Origin of the sequence: Halorubrum vacuolatum (assembly GCF_900188065.1) — an archaeon.
GTDB classification, from domain to species: Archaea; Halobacteriota; Halobacteria; order Halobacteriales; family Haloferacaceae; genus Halorubrum; species Halorubrum vacuolatum.
Genome location: NZ_FZNQ01000001.1, coordinates 87,570 through 111,014 on the forward strand (window position 1 = coordinate 87,570; position 23,445 = coordinate 111,014).

23 protein-coding genes are annotated in these 23,445 nt (G+C 65.5%); 11 read left to right on the forward strand and 12 right to left on the reverse strand.

The window, feature by feature from the left end:
* Positions 1 to 93: 93 nt before the first annotated feature.
* The 3 genes from CHB65_RS00460 to CHB65_RS00470 all read right to left on the reverse strand — a co-directional run bounded on the left by CHB65_RS00460 (position 94) and on the right by CHB65_RS00470 (position 4,056).
* Positions 94 to 2,349, reverse strand: coding sequence for an NADP-dependent malic enzyme (locus CHB65_RS00460; protein ID WP_089383083.1), 2,256 nt, complete (start codon positions 2,347 to 2,349; stop codon positions 94 to 96).
* Between the two features lie 175 nt (positions 2,350 to 2,524).
* Complete coding sequence (locus CHB65_RS00465) at positions 2,525 to 3,067, reverse strand: hypothetical protein (RefSeq protein ID WP_089383084.1); 543 nt, start codon at positions 3,065 to 3,067, stop codon at positions 2,525 to 2,527.
* On the reverse strand, positions 3,064 to 4,056 hold the full coding sequence (locus CHB65_RS00470; RefSeq protein ID WP_089383085.1) for an MOSC domain-containing protein: 993 nt from the start codon (positions 4,054 to 4,056) through the stop codon (positions 3,064 to 3,066). Before CHB65_RS00470 ends, CHB65_RS00465 begins: the two co-directional genes overlap by 4 nt.
* A 201-nt stretch (positions 4,057 to 4,257) precedes the next feature.
* On the opposite strand from CHB65_RS00470, the gene CHB65_RS00475 reads away from it, so the two are divergent.
* Positions 4,258 to 5,370, forward strand: coding sequence for an NAD(P)-dependent alcohol dehydrogenase (locus tag CHB65_RS00475; RefSeq protein ID WP_089383086.1), 1,113 nt, complete (start codon positions 4,258 to 4,260; stop codon positions 5,368 to 5,370).
* 5 nt (positions 5,371 to 5,375) lie between these two features.
* On the opposite strand, the gene psmA is transcribed toward CHB65_RS00475, so the two are convergent.
* Positions 5,376 to 6,164 carry an archaeal proteasome endopeptidase complex subunit alpha gene (psmA, locus tag CHB65_RS00480; RefSeq protein WP_179213544.1) on the reverse strand — a complete coding sequence of 263 codons (789 nt, stop codon included), beginning with the start codon at positions 6,162 to 6,164 and terminating at the stop codon, positions 5,376 to 5,378.
* A 136-nt stretch (positions 6,165 to 6,300) separates the two neighbouring features.
* Here psmA and CHB65_RS00485 point away from each other — a divergent pair, with 136 nt between their 5' ends.
* Positions 6,301 to 7,122 (forward strand): DUF63 family protein, encoded by an 822-nt coding sequence (locus CHB65_RS00485; protein ID WP_089383088.1) that lies wholly within the window; start codon positions 6,301 to 6,303, stop codon positions 7,120 to 7,122.
* A gap of 94 nt (positions 7,123 to 7,216) precedes the next feature.
* Here CHB65_RS00485 and CHB65_RS00490 read toward each other — a convergent pair whose 3' ends face one another.
* Positions 7,217 to 7,795 (reverse strand): DUF2150 family protein, encoded by a 579-nt coding sequence (locus CHB65_RS00490; protein ID WP_089383089.1) that lies wholly within the window; start codon positions 7,793 to 7,795, stop codon positions 7,217 to 7,219.
* A gap of 125 nt (positions 7,796 to 7,920) precedes the next feature.
* Positions 7,921 to 8,772: a TatD family hydrolase gene (locus CHB65_RS00495; protein ID WP_089383090.1), complete on the reverse strand. Its 852-nt coding sequence runs from the start codon at positions 8,770 to 8,772 to the stop codon at positions 7,921 to 7,923.
* A 185-nt stretch (positions 8,773 to 8,957) separates the two neighbouring features.
* Between CHB65_RS00495 and CHB65_RS00500 the strand changes: the two genes are divergently transcribed.
* The 3 genes from CHB65_RS00500 to CHB65_RS00510 all read left to right on the forward strand — a co-directional run bounded on the left by CHB65_RS00500 (position 8,958) and on the right by CHB65_RS00510 (position 11,990).
* A complete protein-coding gene (locus tag CHB65_RS00500) occupies positions 8,958 to 9,734 on the forward strand; it encodes an MBL fold metallo-hydrolase (protein ID WP_089383091.1) in 777 nt (258 codons plus the stop codon).
* A gap of 98 nt (positions 9,735 to 9,832) precedes the next feature.
* Positions 9,833 to 10,816 (forward strand): deoxyhypusine synthase, encoded by a 984-nt coding sequence (locus CHB65_RS00505; RefSeq protein ID WP_089383092.1) that lies wholly within the window; start codon positions 9,833 to 9,835, stop codon positions 10,814 to 10,816.
* Positions 10,817 to 11,504: 688 nt separating this feature from the next.
* The gene (locus CHB65_RS00510) at positions 11,505 to 11,990 is read left to right on the forward strand and encodes a peroxiredoxin (protein WP_089383093.1); all 486 of its coding nucleotides are present in this window, start codon (positions 11,505 to 11,507) and stop codon (positions 11,988 to 11,990) included.
* A gap of 32 nt (positions 11,991 to 12,022) precedes the next feature.
* On the opposite strand, the gene CHB65_RS00515 is transcribed toward CHB65_RS00510, so the two are convergent.
* On the reverse strand, positions 12,023 to 12,403 hold the full coding sequence (locus CHB65_RS00515; RefSeq protein ID WP_089383094.1) for a 6-pyruvoyl trahydropterin synthase family protein: 381 nt from the start codon (positions 12,401 to 12,403) through the stop codon (positions 12,023 to 12,025).
* Positions 12,404 to 12,669: 266 nt separating this feature from the next.
* Between CHB65_RS00515 and CHB65_RS00525 the strand changes: the two genes are divergently transcribed.
* Positions 12,670 to 13,551 (forward strand): phosphatase PAP2 family protein, encoded by an 882-nt coding sequence (locus tag CHB65_RS00525; RefSeq protein ID WP_089383096.1) that lies wholly within the window; start codon positions 12,670 to 12,672, stop codon positions 13,549 to 13,551.
* Between the two features lie 57 nt (positions 13,552 to 13,608).
* On the opposite strand, the gene CHB65_RS00530 is transcribed toward CHB65_RS00525, so the two are convergent.
* The gene (locus CHB65_RS00530) at positions 13,609 to 14,400 is read right to left on the reverse strand and encodes an FkbM family methyltransferase (RefSeq protein ID WP_089383097.1); all 792 of its coding nucleotides are present in this window, start codon (positions 14,398 to 14,400) and stop codon (positions 13,609 to 13,611) included.
* A 31-nt stretch (positions 14,401 to 14,431) separates the two neighbouring features.
* Positions 14,432 to 15,940 (reverse strand): oligosaccharide flippase family protein, encoded by a 1,509-nt coding sequence (locus CHB65_RS00535; RefSeq protein WP_089383098.1) that lies wholly within the window; start codon positions 15,938 to 15,940, stop codon positions 14,432 to 14,434.
* 101 nt (positions 15,941 to 16,041) lie between these two features.
* On the opposite strand from CHB65_RS00535, the gene CHB65_RS16695 reads away from it, so the two are divergent.
* Complete coding sequence (locus tag CHB65_RS16695; protein WP_143420325.1) at positions 16,042 to 16,638, forward strand: hypothetical protein; 597 nt, start codon at positions 16,042 to 16,044, stop codon at positions 16,636 to 16,638.
* Positions 16,639 to 16,800: 162 nt separating this feature from the next.
* Here CHB65_RS16695 and CHB65_RS00545 read toward each other — a convergent pair whose 3' ends face one another.
* Positions 16,801 to 17,061: a hypothetical protein gene (locus CHB65_RS00545; RefSeq protein WP_143420326.1), complete on the reverse strand. Its 261-nt coding sequence runs from the start codon at positions 17,059 to 17,061 to the stop codon at positions 16,801 to 16,803.
* 93 nt (positions 17,062 to 17,154) lie between these two features.
* On the opposite strand from CHB65_RS00545, the gene CHB65_RS00550 reads away from it, so the two are divergent.
* The 3 genes from CHB65_RS00550 to CHB65_RS00560 all read left to right on the forward strand — a co-directional run bounded on the left by CHB65_RS00550 (position 17,155) and on the right by CHB65_RS00560 (position 19,239).
* On the forward strand, positions 17,155 to 17,685 hold the full coding sequence (locus CHB65_RS00550; RefSeq protein ID WP_089383101.1) for a DUF5817 domain-containing protein: 531 nt from the start codon (positions 17,155 to 17,157) through the stop codon (positions 17,683 to 17,685).
* A 97-nt stretch (positions 17,686 to 17,782) separates the two neighbouring features.
* Positions 17,783 to 18,838, forward strand: coding sequence for a DUF7490 domain-containing protein (locus CHB65_RS00555; RefSeq protein WP_089383102.1), 1,056 nt, complete (start codon positions 17,783 to 17,785; stop codon positions 18,836 to 18,838).
* Between the two features lie 59 nt (positions 18,839 to 18,897).
* The gene (locus CHB65_RS00560; protein WP_394335397.1) at positions 18,898 to 19,239 is read left to right on the forward strand and encodes a hypothetical protein; all 342 of its coding nucleotides are present in this window, start codon (positions 18,898 to 18,900) and stop codon (positions 19,237 to 19,239) included.
* Between the two features lie 24 nt (positions 19,240 to 19,263).
* Here the strand turns inward: CHB65_RS00560 and CHB65_RS00565 are convergent, their stop codons facing one another.
* A complete protein-coding gene (locus tag CHB65_RS00565) occupies positions 19,264 to 19,623 on the reverse strand; it encodes a hypothetical protein (RefSeq protein WP_245809878.1) in 360 nt (119 codons plus the stop codon).
* 97 nt (positions 19,624 to 19,720) lie between these two features.
* A complete protein-coding gene (locus tag CHB65_RS00570) occupies positions 19,721 to 20,554 on the reverse strand; it encodes a Rieske (2Fe-2S) protein (RefSeq protein ID WP_089383104.1) in 834 nt (277 codons plus the stop codon).
* A gap of 174 nt (positions 20,555 to 20,728) precedes the next feature.
* Between CHB65_RS00570 and ppc the strand changes: the two genes are divergently transcribed.
* The gene (ppc, locus tag CHB65_RS00575) at positions 20,729 to 23,428 is read left to right on the forward strand and encodes a phosphoenolpyruvate carboxylase (protein WP_089383105.1); all 2,700 of its coding nucleotides are present in this window, start codon (positions 20,729 to 20,731) and stop codon (positions 23,426 to 23,428) included.
* The last annotated feature ends 17 nt before the right edge of the window (positions 23,429 to 23,445 follow it).

Here is a 23,445-nt window from a genome sequence, read left to right on the forward strand (position 1 = left end):
CTCTCATCGAGCCGCGTCTTTCCCTCTCATCGAGCCGCGTCTTTCCCTCTCATCGAGCCGCGTCTTTCCCTCTCATCGAGCCGCGTCAGCAGATCACTCTGCCTGTGCGTCGACGACCGCGACACCAGCGAGGTTGACGATGTCTTTTACCTCATCGCCACGCTGGAGCACGTGTACCGGCTTGTTCATTCCGACGAGCATCGGTCCGATCGCCTCCGCACCGCCGAGCCGCTGGAGCAGCTTGTAACCGATGTTGCCCGATTCGAGGTTCGGGAAGATGAGGACGTTCGCCGCCTCGTCGAGTTCGGAGAACGCGTAGGTGCCGTTCATGATCTCCTCGACGACGGCCGTGTCCGCCTGCATCTCCCCGTCGACCGGGAAGTCGATCTCGGGATCCTCATGGAGCAGCTTCACGGCATCACGGGACTGGCGCGTACGCTCGTTGTCGACGCTTCCGAAGTTGGAGTACGACAGCATGGCGGCCCGTGGTTCGACGTTGAACCGACGGGCGAGCTCGGCGGTGTGGCGAGTGATCTCCGCGAGCGTCTCGGCGTCGGGAGCCTGATTGACCGTCGCGTCCGCACAGAAGATCACCCGGTTTTTGAACGTCAACATGTACACCCCAGCGACAGTATCCGTGTCGGCGGCGGAGCCGATCACCTGTAACGGCGGCCGCAACGCTGATGGATAGTGGTGGGTCAGCCCGGTCAACATCGCGTCCGCATCGCCGGTTTCGACCATCACGCTGCCGAGGTAGTTCGTGTCCCGGTGGACGAGATCGTCGGCCTCCCGTCGGGTGATCCCCTTGCGTTTTCGGAGCTCATGGAGTCGATCGCCGTAGGCGGAGACGTCGCGTTGATCCGGATCGATGACTTCCGGGGAAAACCGAAGCCCGAGCCGCTCGGCGGTGCGACGGATCGAGTCGGCGTCGCCGAGCAACACGGGTTCGGCGATCCCCTGTTCGGCGATCTGATAGGCCGCGCGGATCATCTTCTCGTCGGTCCCCTCCGCGAGCGCGATGCGTTTGGGGTCGCTTTTCGCCTTGTTCAACACGACGCGCATCATCTCACGCGACTTGCCGAGGCGTGCTTCCAGCCGTTCGCGGTAGCGTTCGATGTCGATCTCGGTGCGGGCGACACCGGAGTCCATCGCCGCTTCGGCGACCTTCGGGGCGATCTCGAAGAGCACTCGCGGATCGAGCGGTTTCGGGATCACGTAGTCCGGACCGAACTGGAGCGGGTCATCGCCGTAGGCTTTCACGACCGCGTCCGGAACGTCCTTGCGGGCGAGTTCGGCGAGCGCCGCGGCGGCAGCCGCCTTCATCTCCTCGTTGATCTCGCGGGCACGAACGTCGAGTGCGCCCCGGAAGAGGAACGGGAATCCGAGGACGTTGTTCACCATGTTCGGGTAATCCGACCGGCCCGTCGCCATGATCACCGTGTCGTCGCGGGCGGCCTTCGCGTCCGGATAGGTGATCTCGGGGTCGGGGTTCGCCATCGCGAAGATGATCGGGTTCTCGGCCATCGAGCGAACCATCTCCTGGGAGACGATGCCGCCGATGGAGAGCCCGACGAAGACGTCCGCCCCCTCCAAGGCGTCCGCGAGGTCCCCGCCGTCCACGTCACGGGCGAATTCGCGTTTGTACTCGTTTATCCCGTCGGTTTCGGCGCGCTTCTCGGTGATGATCCCCGAGGAGTCACACATCGTGATGTTGTCGCGTTTCGCGCCGAGCGAAACGTAAAATCGGGCGGTCGCGATCGCGGATGCGCCCGCGCCGGAAAAGACGATCTGCAGGTCGGAAAGCTCCTTGTCGACGATGTCAGCGGCGTTGATGAGCGCCGCGCCGGAGATGATCGCCGTCCCGTGCTGGTCGTCGTGGAAGACGGGAATGTCCATGCGCTCGCGCAGCTGTTCCTCGATCTCGAAACACGCCGGCGCGCTGATGTCCTCCAAGTTGATCCCGCCGAAGGTCGGCTCCATCGCGGCGACCGCATCACAGAACGGGTCGACCGCCTCGATGTCGAGTTCGATGTCGAAGACGTCGATGTCGGCGAACCGTTTAAAAAGGACGCCCTTCCCCTCCATGACTGGTTTGGAGGCCTGTGCGCCGATGTCGCCGAGTCCGAGCACCGCGGAGCCGTTTGAGACGACGGCGACGAGGTTTCCCTTCGCCGTGTACTCGAAGGCGGCCCCGGCGTCCTCGGCGATATCGCGACACGGCGCGGCGACGCCCGGCGAGTACGCGAGCGAGAGGTCCCGCTGGGTGTTCGTCGGCTTCGTGGTCTCGATCTCGATCTTCCCGGGAGGGTCAGCCCGGTGGTACTCCCTGGCGTCGTCGTCTAGTCCCATATACTCCGTCTTTTCGGAAGGGGATAAAAAATTACGTAAATGCGTCGATCCAAGCGATCGACGATCGTCGATCCTCCCACGACCGTCCCGTGGTCACACATCGACCACACCGAGCAACCGCTCGTGAGTTATCCCCCGAAGTCGTCCCCCGAGAACCGTCGACGCCGGCGAATCGTCAACCCCACCGGACCATCACGTCCTCGGAGAGTCGTGGAAACGCGAGAAATCCGAGAAGCGGCACGAGCGCGGCAACCGAAAGCCCCGCGAGTGGACCGATCGCGGACGACGATACCGCCCCCTGGAGCAGCCCGCCAACCCACAGGCCGCCGAAGATGGCGACACCGAAGACGGCGTTGAAATACGGCACCCGAAACATGAGAAGCACCGGCGAGAGCGACACCCAGCCACGGGTCTCAGTCCCCGCTGGGCGGACCCAGCCGCCGCGTATCAGCGTGCCGGCGAGGATCGCGACCGTCCACGCGAGCAGACCCGTCGCCTTCGCGTCGAACCAGCCGCCCGCGGGATAATCCATCACGAACAGCAAGACGGGGAGCGAAAACACCGTCACCTCACTGAAGATCCGGGTGGCGTCGTGTAAGAAGATCCCGACACCGCTCTTTTCGGTTCGCGTGAGATGGCCGTAGCCGTACCACGATCGACGCTCGTTCGACTCCGCGGCGGCGGTCTCACGCCCCGGCGGACCACGGCGACGACTCACGCGTCCTCACCGTCCCGTGCCGGCTCCGTGGGCGGCAACGCGTCATCCCCGTCGATCGACCCTTCGATCCGTACCGGGTCGCCGACCGCGATCGACCGCCCCCACGATTCCCGTGGGACGACGGTGTTCACCATCAGTCGAAAGTCGTGGTCGAACCGATCGCTTTCGAGCCACGCCGGTCGCGTCTCCCGGCGGCGGCGGATAAACGTTTCACGGAAGCCCGACACCTCCGTCCCGGTGTCTGGATCACGGGCGGGGACGACACAGCGCTGGCAGGGATTGACGCCGAGGAGGCTCACGGCCGAGCGTGTATCACCGGCGGCCGCGGCTTCCTCAGCCGTGTCCTCACCCTGGACCGCTTTAGCGACCGTGTCCTCGCCCTGCGCGCCGACGGTGAACCGTACCCCCGATCCGTGGTCGGCGACGAGGTGATCCTCCCAGAAGGCGGGGACGTCCGTGACGACGAGGTTCGGGCGAAGCCGGCGTCTCGCCTCCGTCGCGTCGGCCACCTCGTCGAACCACGAAGCGAACGTCTCCAACGTTGCCCGCGAGACGACCGTCGGCCCGGGGAGCGCCCGGTCGTCGGGCAATCCGCCAGCCGGCTCACGGACGAGGTCGACGTCGTAGCCGAGATACGCACCGACCCACGCCGCTGTCGCGTCCCGATCCGCCGGCAGCCGGAAGGTGCGCTCGTCCGCGGGGACCCCGTCCCGTTCGGGCCGTCGGAGAGTGATCGCCGTCGGCGTTGCGTCGGTCGGTCCCGCGAGTTCGTAGCTCGCTCGAAGGCGGTGAAGCGCCGGCTCGCTCTTTCCGTTGACGTACCCGCCGCCGCCGCTGACCGACGCCTCGTGCGGGTCGACCCCAGCCCGGACGAACGCGTATGTCCGGTCGCCGCGGAGGGCGCCGTTCGTGCCGACAGTCGCACGCTTGAGGGTGGTGCCGTCAAGCGATTTTACGGGGTAGGCGACCAGACTGCCGATACATGGCATATCCCACCGTTTGGCGGCACAATATAAAAGCGATCAGGCCACACTGGCAGGGTCAAACACGCCGCAGGTGGACGGGACGCCGCGGATATGTGGGTACGATCGATTCGAACCAGCGACATGGCAGCATCGCTGGTGACCGACACGGAATGATTAATAATTATATTTATTCCACGTGCCGACGTCCTTCCGGAGTGAAGACCGATGAAGATTCAAGCAGCGGTCGTACGCGAAAAGGGAGGTGCATTCGGCATCGAAGAGATCGAACTCGCGGAGCCACAGCCAAACGAGGTGTTGGTACGGATCGTCGGCGCGGGCGTCTGCCACACGGACATGATCGTCCGCGACCAGATGTATCCAACGCCCCTTCCGGCGGTGCTGGGTCACGAGGGGTCGGGGGTAGTCGAGGCGGTCGGTGCCGGAGTGAGTTCGGTCGAGCCCGGCGACAGGGTGGTCCTGAGCTTCGATTTCGACGACACCTGTCGGAGCTGCCGTGCAGGCCATCCAGCATACTGTGAGTCGTTTTTCGAGCACAACTTCGGCGGCGCACGACCGGAGGACGAGACCTCGCCGCTCTCAAAGGACGGCGATCGGATCAGCGGTCGATTCTTCGGTCAATCCTCCTTTGCCACCCACGCCATCGCGACCGAACGGAACGTCGTGCCCGTTGCGGATGACGTTCCGCTCGAACTCCTCGGACCGCTCGGATGTGGCGTGCAGACGGGTGCAGGCGGGGTGATAAACTCGCTGAACCCACAGGCCGGTGACTCGATCGCGGTGTTCGGTGCCGGATCGGTTGGTCTCTCGGCGGTAATGGCCGCAGATCTCAAGGGGTGTACGGAGATCGTGGCGATCGATGTACAACCGAACCGGCTGGAGAAGGCGGCAGCGCTCGGCGCGACGACCACGGTGAATCCCACGGCGGTCGATGACGTGGTGGAGGTGGTTCGTGAGCGTACCGGCTCCGGGCCGGACTATGCGCTCGAAACGACCGGGGTCCCCGAGGTAGCCGAACAGGCCGTCGCCTCGCTCACGTGGCGTGGCACCCTCGGGGTCATCGGCGCGCCCGCACTCGGTACACGTGCAAGTTACGACGTCAACGACCTCCTTTTGAATGGACGCACGATCACGGGCATCGTCGAGGGGAACGCCATCCCGCGTGATTTCATTCCGGACCTCATCGAGCTCTATCGACAGGGCAAGTTCCCGTTCGACGAACTCATCACGTACTATGAGTTCGAGGAGATCGAGCAGGCCGTCGAGGATTCCGAGTCGGGCGAGACGATCAAACCGGTACTACGGATGAGCGAGCCCTAGACACGCTATTTTTCGTCGGTTTCGTCGGCGTCGATCCCCGCTTCATCGTCGTCGGTGTCGTCGGCGTCGGCCTCCTCGCCGTTCACCGCGTCAAACGCCGCGGACACGTCCGCCTCCGGAACGGTCCGATAGTCGTTCGCCTCAGTGATCGTCGCCACGGCGACCTCTGCCGCGGTGAGCTCATCGTCGTGAGCGAGCAGCGCGCTGACGCCGAGTTCGATCCCCTCCGTCAGCGTCAACCTCTCCGTCCATGCCTCTTCAAGACGTTCCTGAATGGCCTTGCGTCCCCCGCCAATGACCGTCGCTTTCCACTCGTTCGGGGTCCCGGAGGGATCGGCCGCGAACAGCCGCGGCTCGCCGTTTTCGATCCCACCGATAAGGAGCGCGGCGCCGTACGGCCTGGTGCCGCCGCGCTGGGTGTTCTCCTGAACGTGGTCGGTGACGTATTTACTGAGGGTTTCGACGCCGACCGGTTCGCCGTAGCGAAGCCGGTTCACCTGGGCCTGCCGACGGGCGAAGTCGATGAGCTTGCGGGCGTCCGCGACGTGCCCCGCACTCGCGGTGCCGACGTGATCGTCCAGCTTGTGCAGCTTTTCGATGCTCTCGGCCTCCATCAGCGTGGAGGACGGCCGTGACATGGCGAGGAAGACGACGCCCTCGGCCGTCCGAACGCCGACGCTCGGCGCGCCGCGTGAGACCGCCTCACGCGCGTACTCGACCTGGTAGATACGGCCGTCCGGGGAGAACAGCGAGGTGCCGCGGTCGTACGCCTGCTGGTCGTTACCGCCCATCATCGTCGATCACCTGCTCGCGTGAGGACGCGGTCGTTCATCACCGATCGATAGCGCCGGCTGATTGAAAAACCCTCCTTCAGCCGGACGGTCGCCGCGTCCCGAAACGCTTTCACCCCGAGGCGCTCCCGATTCGTCCATGCCCGAACGCCTCCCGCTCGTGCCCGACGGGACGACGATCCCACCCACCCCCTATCTCGTCGTCACGCTGCTCGCGGCCGGCCTCGTCGCCGTGGCGCTCCGTCGTCGGTCACCCGCGGTGACTGGGGGGCACGTCCTCGGGTTAGCCCCGTGGATGGTGCTCGGCTCCGCGCTCCACGTCCTCTACGTGATCGACGCGCTCCCGGCGTCGGTAGCGCCCTTCGCGGGGTCACCGACGGTCTATGTCACCGTCGCAATAATTGCGGGCGCGACGTGGGGGGCCGCGGACGCCGTGGACGCCACGCGTGACCGGACGCCAGCCGTCCTCGCCGCGAGCGGAGGGGCGTTGCTCGTGCCGGTCGTAGCGGTCGCCCTTAGAGGTGGCGTGTCCACGACGGGGCTGTGGTGGTCCGGGATCGCGGTACTCACGACGATCCCGGTCGTTGTCCTGTTGTGGTGGGTGCTCCGCTCGGCGGTTCCGGAGGTCGGAGCGACGGGAGGGGTCGGCGTGCTCGTCGTCCTCGGGCACGCGCTCGACGGCATCTCGACGGCCGTCGGCGTGACACAGCTTGGATTCGGGGAGCGGACGCCCCTCTCGCGGTTGATCCTCGAACTGGGTGGGCTCCCGTCCGTGCCGCTGCTCGGGGAGGGCTGGCTCTTCGTGCTCGTCAAACTCGCCGTCGCGGGGCTCGTCGTCTGGCTGTTTATCCCCTACGTCCGCGAGAAACCGGGGGAAGGCTACCTGCTTTTGGGGTTCATCGCCGCCGTCGGGCTCGGTCCGGCCGCACATAACCTGCTGCTGTTCTCCGTCGGCGGTTGACATCCTCCGTGGGCGTGCACCGTGTCGCCCGCGGAGCGAGTCGCAGCGTCGCTATCGGAGCGAGTCGCAGCGTCGCCGTCGGAGCAGCCCGGGATCAGTCCTCCTCGACGACCTCGGGGTCATCGAGCGCCGTCTGGAGGGAGTCGAGGCCGTTGACCCACTCGGCGACGAGGCCGTATTCGATCTCCTCGATAAGTTCGATGTCGAGCGGTTCACCGTCGATGACGCGCGTGCCGGCCTGGACGACGTAGCCGAGCGCGGCGTCGAGGTCCTCGTCGGCCTCGGCGTCCGCAGCCGCCCGAATGAACTCGGAGATGTCGCCCTCAACGACGCCTCCGATGACGTACTCCTCGGCGGCATAAAAGACGGGAATGAGCGAGGTCTGGACCCCATCGATCATGATGAGTTTGTCCTCGTCCTCGAAGGCGACCTCCGCGAGCACGATGTCGCGGATCATCCGGATCTCCTCGACGGCGCGCTCCTCGCCGATCCGGTCCTCCATGAGCGCGGTGAGCACTTTTGCGATCGCGATGGCGGCGTCGTCCTGTAAATTTAAAAGCAGCCGCGCGGACTCCTCGTTTTCCGGGTCCAGTTCCTCCGCTTCGATCCGCGTGAGCCAGTTCTGCCATCGTTCCTCGGAGTAGAACGTCTCTACGGCCTCGTCCTCGGTCATACACGTATGTCTCCCGGCCGCTTCAAAGGCCTTTCTTATCGGTATGCCCCCGGGAACCCTCGACATGCCATAGCGACCCCGTCACAGTTCGCGTGTGGTCGGGTCGTCCCCGCTCGAGCGACAGCTCATGCGTCGAACGTCGCTTCGGTGTCGATCCCATAGACCGCCGCGGGGGTCTCCACATGTGCACGATGGACCGCCGCTTCGTATCCCTCCTCTAACAGCCACCGAACCCGTCGCGGGACGGTCTTCGGGCCGAGCACCGCGCCCGGACGGTCCGGGTCGTCGACGAAGTCGGTCTCCATCAGGAACGGTTCGCCCGACCGGGCCGCCCGCTCCAGACGATCCCGTTCGCTCATCACGCTCGGGACCGGTCCCGCGAGTTCGCCGGCGGCGTAGTGTTTGACGACGCGGCCACGGTCCAGTCCGACCGACTCGGCGAGCTCCGCGAGGTCGGTCAGCTCCTCGCTCGCCTCGGTGTGAAGTTGAACGGCACAGTCGAGGTCCGCGCCACGCGCGAAGGCGTGCCGGATCACCCCGTTCGAGGCGTCCCAGACCGCCGATGACACCTCGTAATGTGGCCGTCCCGATTTCAGCGCGAGCGCGCGACCCTCCTCGACGAACGACGCCGCGACGTCGATCCCACCACACATGAGGTCACGCGCGGCGTCGGGATCGAAACCACGCTCGTCGACCAGCCGGCTGATCAGTCCCGGGTGGACGCCGAGGACCGGCCACGCTCGTCCGGGAAGGAGATCGGTCGCCGCCGCGACCGTCTCCATCGTCTCCTCGAAGACCGGTCGGAAGGAGGCCGGCTCGTCGACCTCGACGCCGAGGAGCCACGACGGCTTGTTCACCACGAGGAGGTGGGTACCGCCGAGCCGGACGAAGTCCCGAACGGCCTCAAGCCCGCGGCCGTGGCGTGGGTCGAGATGCAGGTGGTTGTCGAGCACCGGCGTGTCGAGCTGATCGGTCATATCGAGGGCTGCGGCCCGGCGGCGGAAAGGCGTATCGTCCCGGGCGGTCGACCGGACGTGGCCGGAAGTGCATTGATGTCCCGGACGGTCGGCCGGATTCGACGGCGGATGGAGTAACCGACACCGACGTCAGCGATCCCCGGGAGGGAAGCAGGTACTTGTCGTCGGAGTCGGATCCGTCGCGTATGCAACTCACCGTGCTCGGCTCAGGCACCGCGATGCCCGTTCCCGAACGACGGCAGGCCGGCTATCTCATCGCCGGCGGGGAGAGGAATCTGCTCGTCGACTGCGGCGCCGGCGTGCTCTCACGGCTCGCGGAGACGGACGTCGGCTATGAGGACGTCTCGACCGTTCTCCTCACCCATCATCACCTCGATCACGTTGCGGATCTGTTCCCGCTTCTCAAGGCGCGCTGGCTTGCCGGCGAGGAGCACCTCGAGGTGATCGGTCCGACAGGAACCGCCGCGCTCGTCGACGGCCTCTTTTCGACCTTCGAGTATCTCGATGGCCGGGTCGACGTCGCCGTCCGGGGGGTCGCCGCCGGGACGTCGTTCACGGCCGCGGGATTCGACGTGACCGCGCGCGAGACCCGTCACTCGCTCCGATGTCTCGCGTATCGGCTCGCCGCACCCGAAAGCGACGTTCCGGCACGGGAGGGGCCGCTCACCCTCTCGGGGGATTCGGAGGCGTTCGCCGGACTCGCGCGGTTCGCCGACGGGACCGACGTGTTCGTTCACGACTGTTCGTTCCCCGACGACGTGGACGTCTCGGGACACCCGACGCCGACGTCGCTCGGGGAGGCGCTCGCGGGGACGGACGTCGGGACGCTCGTGCTCTCACATCTCTATCCGCACACCGCCGGCCGCGAGGAAGAACTCGTGCGGGGCGTACGTGCCGCCGGCTTCGAGGGCGACGTGGTGGTCGCTCACGACGGGATGCAACTGTCCCCCGGGGAGGGGTAAGCTCCGGACGATGCGGGGTTCCCACGCGGGCGAGAGCCGCTGAACCCACCGCCGGACGATTTCGGACGCTTCAAGGCAGTCATCGTGTAACCGGTGGTATGGATCCAGATCGCTCCCACGACCACGTCCTCCCCGGAAGCGACGAGGAACTGTCCACGCCGGACGTCCGCGGCTACGACTTCCGCGGGAAGTTCGACTTCGGGGAGTTCCTCGAATCGTACGCGACGACCGGCTTTCAGGCGACCCAGCTCGCGGAGGCCATCGACATCGCCGAACGGATGCAGGAGGCCGACGCCACCGTCTACTTAACGTTCACCTCGAACATCATCTCCTCGGGGCTGCGCGAGGTCGTCGCCTACCTCGTCGAGGAGGGGTACGTCGACGTGATCATCACGACGTCGGGATCGATCACCGAGGACGTGATCAAGACGGCCAAGCCGTTCAAGATGGGCAACTGGAACGCCGACGAGGCCGAACTCCGCGAGCGGGGGATCAACCGGCTCGGTAACCTCTACGTCCCCTCCGATCGGTACGTCTGGTTGGAGGAGTACCTCTACGACTTCTTCGACGACTTCTTCGCCGAGGAGAAGATCCGTACGCCGACCGCGTTCTCCCGCGAACTCGGCGAGACGCTCGATGACGAGCAGTCGGTGTTGAAACAGGCAGCAGACAACGACGTGCCCGTCTACTGTCCGGCGCTCACCGACGCCGAGGTCGGCAACTTCCTCTACTACTACCGGCAGGGACAGGACACCGAGGTCGGCATCGAGATCCTCGACGACTACGACGCACTCATCGAAGAGGGATTCGGCGCGGACACGACGGGGCTCATCGCCGTCGGCGGTGGCATCCCGAAACACCACGCCATCATGACGAACCTCTTCCGCGGCGGCGCGGACTACGTCGTCTACATCTCCACGGGGATGGAGGGGGACGGCTCGCTCTCGGGAGCCCCGCCCAACGAGGCCGTCTCGTGGGGGAAGATCAAGGACGGGCGATCGAACTACACCCAGATCGAGGCGGAGGCGACGCTCGTCTTCCCGCTGCTCGTCGCGGGCGCGTTCTGTCCGTCCGCGGAATAACGGGTACACGACCCGAATCCGTATCGGTGGATCCGTTGAAATCCCCGGTCGGTGGGCGGTTTTGGCTGGGGGGTGTGATCAATACAGTGGACGCAGCGAACGATCTCGAACTCGATCGGTCGCTAATATATCCCACTGACCGGATGACGAAGCAATATATAAATGACCGCTGGCGGTCGGCGCGCCCCGGTGAGCGCCCGGAGGGCGCGAAACCGAGCGCGAGGGAGGCACGGCGGGCAGCGAGCGATTTCCGCTCGCCGCCCGCCTGCCGAGGCTGGGGAGGCGTGAGGCTGCGGTGCGGGTGTGGATGCGGTGCGAATGAGGTGCGAGTGCGGTGCGAAGGCAGTGCGAGTGTGGTGCGAGTGCGGTGCGAATGCGGTGCGAGTGCGGTGCGAAGGCGACAGTCGATCCGCGCTCCCCGCTCGGTACTCCGCCGAACGCCCCGGATCACCGCCACGATTTATAAACAGTCGCACGGCCCTTCATGATCGCTTATAACCGATCCGAGCAACCAACCGATCACTTTGGACCCCTCACCGACCGACCCTTACAAATAAAGATCCGTCCGAAGAGGAGGAGTTCAACGGAGCCGTATCGGCCTGTGCGAACCGGGACACCGTATATAAAGAGACGATCCACCCGGGACCGGATCGAACCGCCTATGCGACATCCACGCCCATGCAGATCCATGCTCGAAGTCGGCACGGATGCCCCCACGTTCACGCTGCAAAATCAGGACAACGACCCGGTCTCCGTGCCGGACCCGGACGCCGCCTACACCGTCGTCTACTTTTACCCACGGGCGGACACGCCCGGCTGTACGACGGAGGCCTGCGGCTTCCGTGACGAATGGGACGCCTTCACGAACGCGGACGTGACCGTCGTCGGGGTGAGCGACGATCCCGTGAGCGATCTCTCCCCGTTCGCCGCCGAATACGACCTGCCGTTCGACCTGCTGTCGGACCCGGATGGTGCGGTCGCAAGCGACTACGACTCCTACGGCGAAAAGCGGATGTTCGGGAACGTCTTCGACGGCGTCTTCAGGAACACCTACGTCCTCGATTCGGACGGCACCGTCGTCCTCGCGTACGAGGGCGTCTCACCCGAGGGGCACGCGGAGACGATCCTCGCGGATCTCGCGTCGCGTGTCGGACACGGTGCATCGGGTGACTGAGCGGCCGTATCAGCGGATTCCTGAGCGGTCGACTATAACTCCCGCGTGTGTGCAACGGTCGCGACGTCGTCCTCGTCGATCCGAACCCGTAGTTCCGTGGCGGCCTCCGGCGAGAGCCGTGCAAGCAGTCGATCCGCGAAGACCGAGGAGAGCCGTTCGACGCTCGGATTCTTGCCCTCGAACGCCGGAAGGTCGTTCAGCGTCTCGTCACGAAGCCCGTCGACGACGGCGTCCATCGCCTCGCTGACCGCGTCGATGTCGACGAGGTAGCCATACGCGGCGAGTTCGGGTCCGCGGAACGTGGCCTCAACCGTGAAGTGATGTGAATGCAGCGTCGCCTCCGCAGGGTCGGGGTTGGGAACGGTGAGGTAGTGCTGTGCCACGAACGCCCGGGAGACGGAGACCGCGTACATATCGATCCGTATGCGGTGACGACCCTAAAATCCGCGCGGTGAACGATCCCCGGATGACGACGTGCATCGATCGTCGGATGACGACGGGTACCGATCGGTCGGTGGTACAACCCGTCATCGGATCGAGAGGGGTCTGGCTCGCGATCGGTCGGCGTGTTGTGAACGGAAAGACACTAAGTGTCGTGGTACGTATCCATTTCAATCGTGTCGTCGCTTCGATCGACTCCCGCAAGGACCGACACCGCCGAGTCACGGCCGAGGTCTGAATGAGCCTCCTCCTTAGCGTCGCGTTGGTCACGGTCGTCCTCGCCGTCACCGCCGTCTCGCTCGCCGTGTTGTGTCTCTTTTGTGTCGATCGGGAGCGGCTGTCGAGGCTCCGCGATGACCGCGTCTTCGTTCGTCGACGGCTGCGGGCGGTCGCCCCGTTCATCGCGGTCCTCGCGGCGATCTTGGCGATCAACAAGGGACTCCAGACCCACATCGTCGCCTTCTCGTACGCCTACGGAGTCGAGCCAACGGCGACGTTTCACGCCATCGAGGGCGACGTCGTCGCGACGATTCAGGCGGCGTTCCCGGAATGGGCGACGCTGTATTTCTCCGGCGTGTACGTCTTCGGATACGCGGTACTGTTGACCTTCCCGCTGGTCGCGTACGTGTTCGCGTCGTCGACGCGACCGCTCAAGACGCTGGTCGCCGCCTACGCGGTCAACTACGGCGTCGCCGTCGTCTGTTATGCGGCCGTCCGGGCCTACGGGCCGCGGACGTTCCACGCGGAGTCGGAGTCGGCGGCATCGGTGAGCCACGGGCTCGTCGAACTGTTTCCCGACATCGTCTACCTCACCTCGCTCGTCAACTCCCAGACGAACGTCTTTCCCTCGCTTCACACCTCGCTATCGGTGACGGTGCTGGCGATCGCGGTATTGACTCACGACGAGTTCCCACGATGGACCCCGATCGCGTTCGTACTGGCGACGAGCATCGTGGTCTCCACGATGGCGCTCGGCATTCACTGGCTCATCGACGTGATCGCCGGCGTCGGCCTGGCGACGGTGAGCGTCGTCGTCGCCCGCCAAGTCGTCAGCCGGGGCGGATCGTCGCCGCCGGAACCGACGGTCCATGGGCATCGTCGTGGAACCGAAACCGACTGATCGGCGGGATCGGAGGCTCGGTCGCCGGCCGGGATCGAACGGTCAGCCGCCCCGGCGCTACGCCGGCGTCGCCCGGAGCACCGGACGCGAGGAGAAAACCGGCTCGTACTCGTACCCGGAGGCAGTGAGGAATTCTCGGATCTCCTCGCCGTCGACGTGAATCTCACAGTAGATGACCCGCGGTTCGTAGGCGTCGATCGTCGCTTCAAGCCCACGGAGCACCGCGGCGTCGGCGCCTTCGGCGTCGATTTTGATGATGTCGGGCGGCTCGATCACGCTGTCATTCACGAGGTGGTCACCGGTGGCGGTTTCGACCTCAATGGTCGAGTGAAGGGCTTCGGGCTGGGCGGTCGAGAGGCGGGCTGCGGGCGTCGGCTCGGCGGTGAACTCGGCGGTCCCGTTCGTCTCATCGAGTGCGATCTCGTGCACGCGAATATCGTGACCGGTGGCCGCGACGACCTCTCGAAGGCCGGCCGCCGCCGCCGGATGGGGTTCGAACGCCTCGACGGTCACGTTCGGGACGACTGCGGCGGCGACGACGGCGTGCCAACCGAGGTGTGCGCCGATGTCGTAAAACACGTCGCCTGCGGCGAGTTCCTCGCTGAGTTCCTCGAAGAGTTCGTACTCGGGATGCATGAAACGAAAGCGCTCGTACTGCCACTTGGCGGTGGTCGGAAACTCGACGCGGTGGCCATCGATTTCGTGGACGATCGTCTCGCGCGGGGAGAGCCGATAGAGCACCGAGGGGACCTCAAGCGCCCAATAGAGGCGACGGAGTCGAGACCGGACGCCGAGACGATCCAGTCCCGATTCGAGATGCGTCCGCACGCGACGACCATCGAGATCCATGCCAAGATATTGGTCCACAGTCACCTAACGATCAGGGTGAGCGATCGAGGAGATCGGCGTACAACTCGGCGTCGATAGCTTCGAGCCCGAGTGCCCGAAGCGTCCCCGCATAGATGACGATCGCCGTGAGACCGCCGATGACGACCCCGACCCAGTCGCTCGGGGTGATCCACTGTGTGGAATAAAGCGCGAGCGCGGTGAGCGCCCCCGCGGACACCGGCTTATAATAGGCTCGGCTGTACGGCGTCATTCGTTCGAGATATCGGACTTCGAGCAGTTTAGTGAGATTGCGCACGGCGAGGACGCCGGCGGAAGCCATCGCCGCGCCAACGAGGCCGTAAAGCTGGATGAAGATGACGGTGAGCACGGCGTTGGCGATGCCGAATACCCACTCGTTGGCCATCACGACGTACTGATGGTCGGTCATCATCAACAGGTAGCCGCTCGGCCCGGTCGCGGCGTTACACAGTTGGCCGAAAAGCAGCAACAAAAGGACGGTCGTGCCGGCGGTGAACTGGGAACCGAACAGCCCCAACAGCTCGGTCCGAAACGTCGCGATGAAGAGCGTAAGGAGGAGACTGATCGTGAATATCCAGCGGGTGACGGCCGAGTAGACAGCTTCGAGGTCGGCTCGATGCTCCCGCGAGTACAGCCGGGAAGCGACCGGTGCGAACAGCTGATTGGCCGCGAGGAGAGGGATATAAAGGACGCCCGCAAGCAGCACGGCGATGTTATAAATCCCGACCGCGGTCGCCGAGAGGAACACGCCAACCAACAACACGTCAAGCCGGCCCTGAAGCAGGGTTCCCGCCTCCTTCGCGCTCAGTGGGAGCGAGTAGTTGTAGTAGCCTCGGACGGTTTCGCGGGTCGCTGCCGGGGACCGGAGTTGTGGTCGGATTTCGGTTCGCGTGGAGAACAGATAGCCGGCTAGTCCGAGTGTAAGGACGCTGGCGACGACCATCGCCGCGACCACACCGAACACCGAGACGCCGCCAAGGAGCGCGAGACCGACGCAGGTGACCCGCATGAGTGGTTTAAAAAGCCGCTTACTCAGGACTTCGTATTCGATGAGTTCGAGCGCCCTGAACGTCGCATACAGTAGGTTGGCGATCGTATCGAGAAAGAGGATAACGGCGAACAGTCGGAGGACGCCGACGAACGCCGACTCCTCAAGTGTCAGCGCGTTCACCGTGGGTGCGGCGACGAACAGCCCACCTGCGACGATACTTGCGCCGAGTATCGAGGTGAGCCATGCGAGCGCCAGCAGGAAGCGTCGACGTGGCGGGTCCCCCGCATATTGAGGGAGGTATCGGAGGATCGACTTGTCGCTCCCGAAGTTCGTCACCAACAGCGCGGTGAACGCGAGCGTCTTTCCGTACGCGAACAGCCCGTAGGGTCCCGCACCGAGCCACCGAGAGACGAGCAGATGCAACAGGAATTCGCCGATGTCGAAGGCGACCTTCCCGACCGTGTAAAGCGACCCACCACGGAGGATCGTCGCGAGCGACGAACGTCGCGCCGGTGAGTCGTCCCCGCCCATACGTCATCCACGGGATGGTCGCTCATGGCCCTTTGTATCTGGCCGTAGATTCAGTACGACTTTGCTTGTCGACCGAGTGGATTAAACGTGGGAAGCGAGCAATGAGCAACGACAACACGGAGCCGACCGACGGTCCCGCATCCCTGAGGAGGGCGATCACGCTCACGACGCTTCTGGCCGTTGGCTGGTTGGCATTCCGCTGGCTTCCGTTGTGGCGGGTCCGACGCTGGGCAGCCCGGTGGTCGGTTCGACTACCGGATCGACTGTTGCCGATGCATCTTCGAGTGTTGCCGCCGCCGGATCGCGAGTATCTCGGCGTTTGGGCCGTCCCGCCTGCTAAAGCCCGGAAACGGCTTACGGACTACGGATTTCGACCGCAGATCCGGGCCTATCTCCACGCTTATAAACGAAACGGAGCGATGCGATTTGAGGAAGGCAGCTACGCCTACCGACCCACGGGGATCGTGGGCCAGTGGCAGTTACATGTCCGACTGTTCCCGACACACACGGGCGAGACGGCGGTCTGGTGCCACTGGGAGCGTAACCCGACGGTCGCTCCACTCGCTCACCTCAGACAGGACGGCTACGATCCAAAGGAGGGGAAAGCGCGGTTCATGGCGCTCATGGATGAGCCGCTCCGAGTAGCTGATGGTGAACTCGCTGAATCGTCGCGTATGGGGGACGAAAGCCTCTCCTAATACACGGTCCCGATTCAATGGGGTCGACGACCAAACACCCGTCATTACGTGTCCCGACCCCACGAGTATGTCCACATCCCGCCTCAATGTGGAGATGCGGTCGGTGACGCCGCTGACTGGGGGCCATCGCGATGGTGTTGTACTCGCCCGCAGTAGACCGCTTCATCGCGGTCGTCGCCCTCCGGTTGATCGACAGGCGACGTACGTCTCGGCCTGACAGGCGACGAACGTCTCGGCCTGACAGGCGACGAACGTCTCGGCCCGACAGGTCGCTCGCTGGCCAACCGAGGCGTGCGGACGCGGCGGACGAGCCAAGCCGGTCGGGCCGTACGCAGCATGGCTCTCCGGACTGGTCGAACCCGGCGAACTCGTGACCATCCCCTGTGCGGACACCGCGCCGGCAGCGTACGGGGATTCAGGCAACGGTACACGGAACAAATCGGGCGAGAAAATACATCGCTCGTCATCGCCATCCTCATCCGAGGGTTCAAACCGGATCCGGACAGAGGGATCGGTATGTACGCCGTCGTCGGCTGTACCGACTGTGGGAACGTCTGGCTCCTCCGCGACCGGCGCGCCAACGAGACCGCTCGGTGTCCCCGCTGTGGCCGCACCCATCAAACGGCGAAACTGAACGCCTTTTATACCTCCGAGGACCGCGAGGAGGCGCGGGAGGCACGAGCGGCACTGCTCGCGCGGAAACGTGGCGAGAGCGAGACGTTCGCCGAGGTCGCACACGTCGCCGACCTCGAGGTCGCGATCGAGGACTCGGGCGTCGACGACCGCGAGTATCTGGAGGCGTCCGGGCTCGACGCCGACGCCGTCTTCGAGGCCGGGGCCGCCGCGACCGAAGGCGGGTCAACGTCGCGCTCGCGCGACGAGATCGTTCGTGACGCGGTCCGGGAGGCCGAGGAGCCGACCGAGGCCGGGATCGTCGGGTACGCGACCGACCACGGCGTCCCGGAGGAGGCCGCCCGCGATCTCCTCGCGAAACTGACCCGCCGTGGTGACCTCTCGGAGTCGGGCGGACGGTATCGCGTTCTCTAAGCCGGCAGAATCGATCCGCGACGCACACGCTCGTTTCGGACGGGACGTGCTGGCGGGTCCCCCGAAAACACATATATAACCACACTGGTGGGATGACATGGACATTCGAACTGCCCTCATCCTCGGCGCCGTGGTCCTCGTCGCCGGGGCGGTCGGCGTCGCTGCCGTGCCGGGCGCCCTCGATGATCCCCGCGTGGACGACCCTCCAGACCGGCCGAGCCACCTCAGCGTCGGTGACGTGGTCGTCGAACCGAACGAGGTCGGCGGCGCAACCGCCGACCTCGATATGAAACTCGACCTCGAACATCGCGGCGGCGCCGCGGAGAACGTCACGGTGCGGTACCGTGCCATCGATGACACGTCCGGCCTGCTGGTCGATGAGACCACCGTACCGGTCGGCGACATCGAACCCGAATCGACGGACCCGACGGATCGTGAGCGACCGACCGAACACACCGTTAACGGAAGCCTCGCGGTCGATCGCGAGGGTGGGTATCAGCTCGAAGCCGTCGTCTATGAGGACGGAACGCGACAGACAACCCAGTCGACCAGCGTCTCCGGCGTCTCGGCGCTGACGCCGTCGTATGCGGACTCACACGTCGGCTTCACCGACGGCGACATCTGGCCGACGGTGAGCGTCTCGGTGCGTGAGGCCGACGACGGGACGGCGACGCTTTCGACGTCGGCCGCGGTGACGAACGGCGGCGACGAACGCTCCGAGAACCTCGAACTCCGCGTGCTGGTTCGTCAGGCCGACTCGAACGTCGTCGCGGACGACGCGACGGAGACGGTCCAGGCGATCCGGCCGGGACGAACGGCGACCGTGGACACGACCGTCGACGTGCCGGACGGCTACAACTACTACATCGACGTCGCGCTGTGGGACGACGACGTGCTGATCGACGAGACCCAGAGCGTCGCGAACCTCGATCCACAGGAGACCATCGACGCGAACGAGACGGTCGAATCGGTCGAATTCGCCGTCGAGGACTTCGCGGAGGACGATGTCGCGGACGACGCGGCAGACGTCGTCGAGGACGAGCCGGTCGATGACGTCGAAGACGTCGAGGACGAGGACGCGCCCGGCTTCGGCGTGTTCGCGGCCGTCCTCGCGCTCGTCGTCGCCGCGCTGTATGCACGGAGGCTCGTATGACGGACCGACCCGATGACCGCTCCGAACCGCGTTCGCGATCACCGACACACGCCACAGACATGACCGACCCATCCACGACCGAACCCGAGACGGATCAACCACTGAACGACGCTGACGCATCCGACTCACGATCCGGCCGACTCTCGGCCTCGGAGATCCGTGCGCTCCTCGATCGGGTCCTGCTCGCGGCGCTCGTCGTGCTCGCGCTCATCGCCGGATGGAGCGCCTATGGACACGTGGGAACGGCGATACGGACGTGGCTCGATCCGGCATATCAACCGATCGTACTGGCTGCGTTCAACGTCGCGGTGCTGCTCGTTGCACTCGCCGGTGCCGCTCACCAGCTCCGGAGGCTGCGTGGGGAGGAATCACGGTCGCACACCCCCAACTCTTCGGAGTAATCCGTCGACTCCTCCGAGTGACGGCTACTCATCCGGCAGGTCGTCCGTGCTGCCCGGGATCCGCTCGACCTGTCCCGCGAGCGTCGCGGCATCCCCCGCGACCGTCGAGGCCGATACGCCCGCCTCCTCGGCGACGAGTTGGACGTGGGCGGCCAGCAGGGCGAGCGCCCGGAGCCCCTCGTTTTCGGGGTCGTCGCCGGTCCGCTGGGCGAACGTGGTGTCCACCTCCCCGTCGCGGACGACGCCGACGTGGATCGCGTCGATGTCGTCACCCGAGAGCAGCTCCCGGGCCGCCGCGACCTCCGTGGCGAAGGAATCGTCGGTGCCGGTCGCCTCGTCACCATCCACGTCGGCGCCTGTCGTCGTCTCCTCGTCTGAGGGCATGGACGCTCGTTGGGGACGGACGGCGAAAAAGCGCGGGGATCGGTCGGGAATCGTCCCGAGCCGGGACGAGCCGATGTGTCGTCGGACGGTGCGTCTTTCAGTCCGGTCGCGGCCGGGCGACGAACAGCGCCTCCTCGAGGGTGAACGGGTCGTACGTCGACTGATGACAGACACAGTACGCGCCGTCCTCGGCGTTGTACCGGGCGGACTCCTCGAGCTCCTTGTAGCCGGGGATACAACAGAAGTGGGTACAGACGTTGAGATACGCCATGAAGCCCTCGTCGGTGGAGGCTTCCAGCCACTCGTCCTCCGCCGCGGCCTCCTCGATCTGCGTCGAGCGGATGACCACGGCGTTCAGATCGGTGTCGGCGTCCTCGGAGCGCCACGTCACCGTCGCGGGCTTGCCGACGCCGTCCTGACCGATCCCGTTGCCCCACGTGTCGTAGTCGTCGAAGTCGTCGATGTGGATCTGGTCGCCGTCGTCGTACAACTCGTCCTGCCAATCGTAGGTGCCAGGGCTCGCACGGAAGATGTTGTCCGATTCGTGGTTCGGATCGACGTTCTCTTGCGATTCGATCCCGCAGTACTGGAACCATGCGCCGGAGTAGGTGCGACCGCCGAGCTCTTCTTGGGCGACCTCGACTTCCATTCCCTCCTCCTCGATGGTGTCGGTTTCGGGCCAGATGCCCTCGATGAATCCGTCGTCGTTCACCTGCACCGGGATCTGCGGGAGCCCGCGCGGGGCCGGCCCGCCGGTGTGGGCGATCGTCATCGCGACGGTCTGTCCGCCCCCGACGCCGCCGGCGGTCGTCAGGGAGTTCACGGTCGCCGATCCGGCGGCACCGACGCCCGCGAGGGCGGCACCCCCGACGACGCCCTTCACGAACCGCCGGCGGCCGGATTCAGCCGGATACTTGTCGGACTGGCTCATACAGGTTCTCCGGTCGGACGGGTAAAAAGCGTGACGAACCGAGGAACGCGTCGGTGCCGTCCGGAAGCCTCACCGGATCGACGACGGACGCGACGCCGGATACGTTCACTCGCAAGCGAGGCAACATTTCCATCGGACCGCGGATTTAACCGGCGTCGTGCGTGTCAGTATGTTATGTCGTTACACAACCGAGACGTGCGGACGGACGTCCGCGAGTTGGGAGCGCTGGTCGGGGACGTCCTCTCCGCACAGACCTCCACCGAGGCGTTCGAAACCGTCGAGACCCTCCGAAACGAGTCCATCGACTACCGACGGGGCGACACCGAGGATCGAACCGCGCTTCGGAACGCCGTTGACGACCTCTCGACGACGCGGGAGGGGATCGTCGCCCGGGCGTTCACCACCTACTTCGAGCTCATCAACCTCGCCGAGGAGCGCGAGCGGGTTCGTGCGGTCCGGGATGCGGACGCGAACGGCTCCCTCCACGACTCGTTCGAGTCCACCCTCGAGGAACTCTCGGATGCGGGCGTCACCGCCGATGAACTCCGGGAGGTGCTCGATGACGTGCTCATCGAGCCGACGTTCACCGCCCATCCGACCGAGGCCCGACGTGCGACCGTCAAATCGAAGCTTCGCTCCATCGCCAACCACTTGGAGGAACTCGACGAGCGAAACCTCACCGACCGGGAACGGGAGGCGATCTGGCGTGACGTCACCGCGGAGGTGACGAGCCTCTGGGGAACCCGGCAGGTGCGTCAGCGACGGCCGGAACCGGAGGACGAGGCGCGGAACGTCGGCTGGTATCTCGAAAACATTCTCTTCGACGTCGTCGGCGACGCCTACGAGGAGTTCGAGGGAACGATCGCCGGGGCCTACGAGGACGTCGACTGTCCGAAGCTCTTCGAGTTCCGCTCGTGGGCGGGCTCGGACCGCGACGGCAACCCCTTCGTCACCCCGGAGGTCACCGATGAGACGTTGGCACGACAGCGGTCGGTCGCACTGGAGAAGTATCGCGAGCGGCTCAAACGGCTCTCGGCGGTGGTGAGCCAGGACGGCGAGCGCTACGCCGTCACCGACGAGTTCACCGAGTCGCTCGCCGCGGACGCCGAGCGCTTCCCCGCGGTCGCCGCGGAGGCCCGCGAGCGATATCCCGACGAGCCGTATCGACAGAAGCTCAAGCTGATGCGCGAGCGGCTCGACCGCGTCGACGACGTCCGGCCCGGCGGCTATCCCGACGGTGAGGCGTTCCTCGCGGACCTCGAGGTTATCGCCGAGTCGCTCTCGACGGACCGCAACGATCAGGTACGGCGGTCGTTCGTCGAACCGCTTCGACGACAGGTCGACACCTTCGGGCTCACGCTCGCCTCGCTCGACCTCCGCGATCACCGCGAGAACCACACCGAGGCCGTCGCCGAGGCGGTCGCCGTCGAGGGGGTCGAGTATCGATCGATGGACGAGGACGAGCGTGTCGACTTCCTCACCGAGGCGATCCTGCAGGACAGTCCCGTGATCGATGTCGAGGACCCCGGCGACGTCTCGGAGACCGCCGCGCGCGTCATTCGCCGATTCCGCGAGTTCGCCGGCTGGCAGGAGGAGTACGGGGTCCAGGCGATAGACACCTACTGTATCTCGATGACCGAGGAGCCGAGCCACGTCCTGGAGGTCCTGTTCTTGGCCGATCAGGTTGGGGTATTGACCCTTCCGGATCACTGCGGCGTCGACATCGTCCCGCTGTTGGAGACCGAGTCGGCGCTCAACGGCGCCGAGCGGATCCTCGGGACGCTCTTCGACAACGAGGCGTACGCCGCCGCACTCGAAGCGCGTGGTGACCTTCAGGAGGTCCTTTTGGGATACTCGGATTCGAACAAGGAGAACGGCTTTCTCGCCGCCAACTGGTACCTCTATGAAAACCAGCGGCGGATCGCCCGGTTCTGCCGTGAACGGGACATAACGCTCCGGCTGTTTCACGGCCGCGGCGGCTCCATCTCGCGCGGCGGCGGCCCGATGAACGAGGCGCTCTTGGCGCTGCCGAACGAGACCGTCTCCGGGCAAGTGAAGTTCACCGAGCAGGGCGAGGCGATCGCCGAGAAGTACGCCAACCCCCGGATCGCCGAACGCGAGCTCGAACAGATGCTTGACGCACAGATCCGTGCGCGCCACGAGGCGAACGAGGAGCCGACCGAGGACGTCCCCGACGCGTGGGTCGAAGCGATGGAGACGATGGCGCCAGCCGCACGCGACACCTATCGCTCGCTTCTGGAGACCGACGGGTTCGTCCCCTACTTCGAGCAGGCGACGCCGATCACCGTCGTCGAGGACCTCAACCTCGGCTCGCGTCCGGCCTCGCGAAGCGACGAACGAACTGTCGAAGACCTGCGCGCGATCCCCTGGGTCTTCTCGTGGACGCAGAGCCGGCTCATCCTCCCGGGGTGGTACTCGATCGCCTCCGGGATCGACGCCTACCTCGATGCGGCCGGCGAGGAGGGAATGGAGACCCTCCAGGAGATGTACGAGGAGTGGCCCTTCTTCCGGACGACGCTCGACAACGCGGCGCTCGCGCTCGCCCGCACGGAGCCGGAGATCGCCGCCGAGTACGCCTCGTTGGCCGACGACGAGCTTCGTGAGCGGTTCTTCCCGGAGCTGATCGGCGAGTACGAACGTGCCTGCGAGCTGGTCCTCGCGATCAGCGACCGCGACACCCTCACGCAGCGTGAGTGGCTCGCCGAGAGCCTCAAACGACGCAATCCGTACGTCGACCCGCTCAACCTCCTGCAGGTCCATCTGCTCGGTCGATCCCACCGAACGGAGGAGGAGGAGCGGACGCTCCGGCTCACGGTGAACGGGATCGCCGCCGGGATGAAAAACACCGGGTGAGACGGGACGAAAGGGGT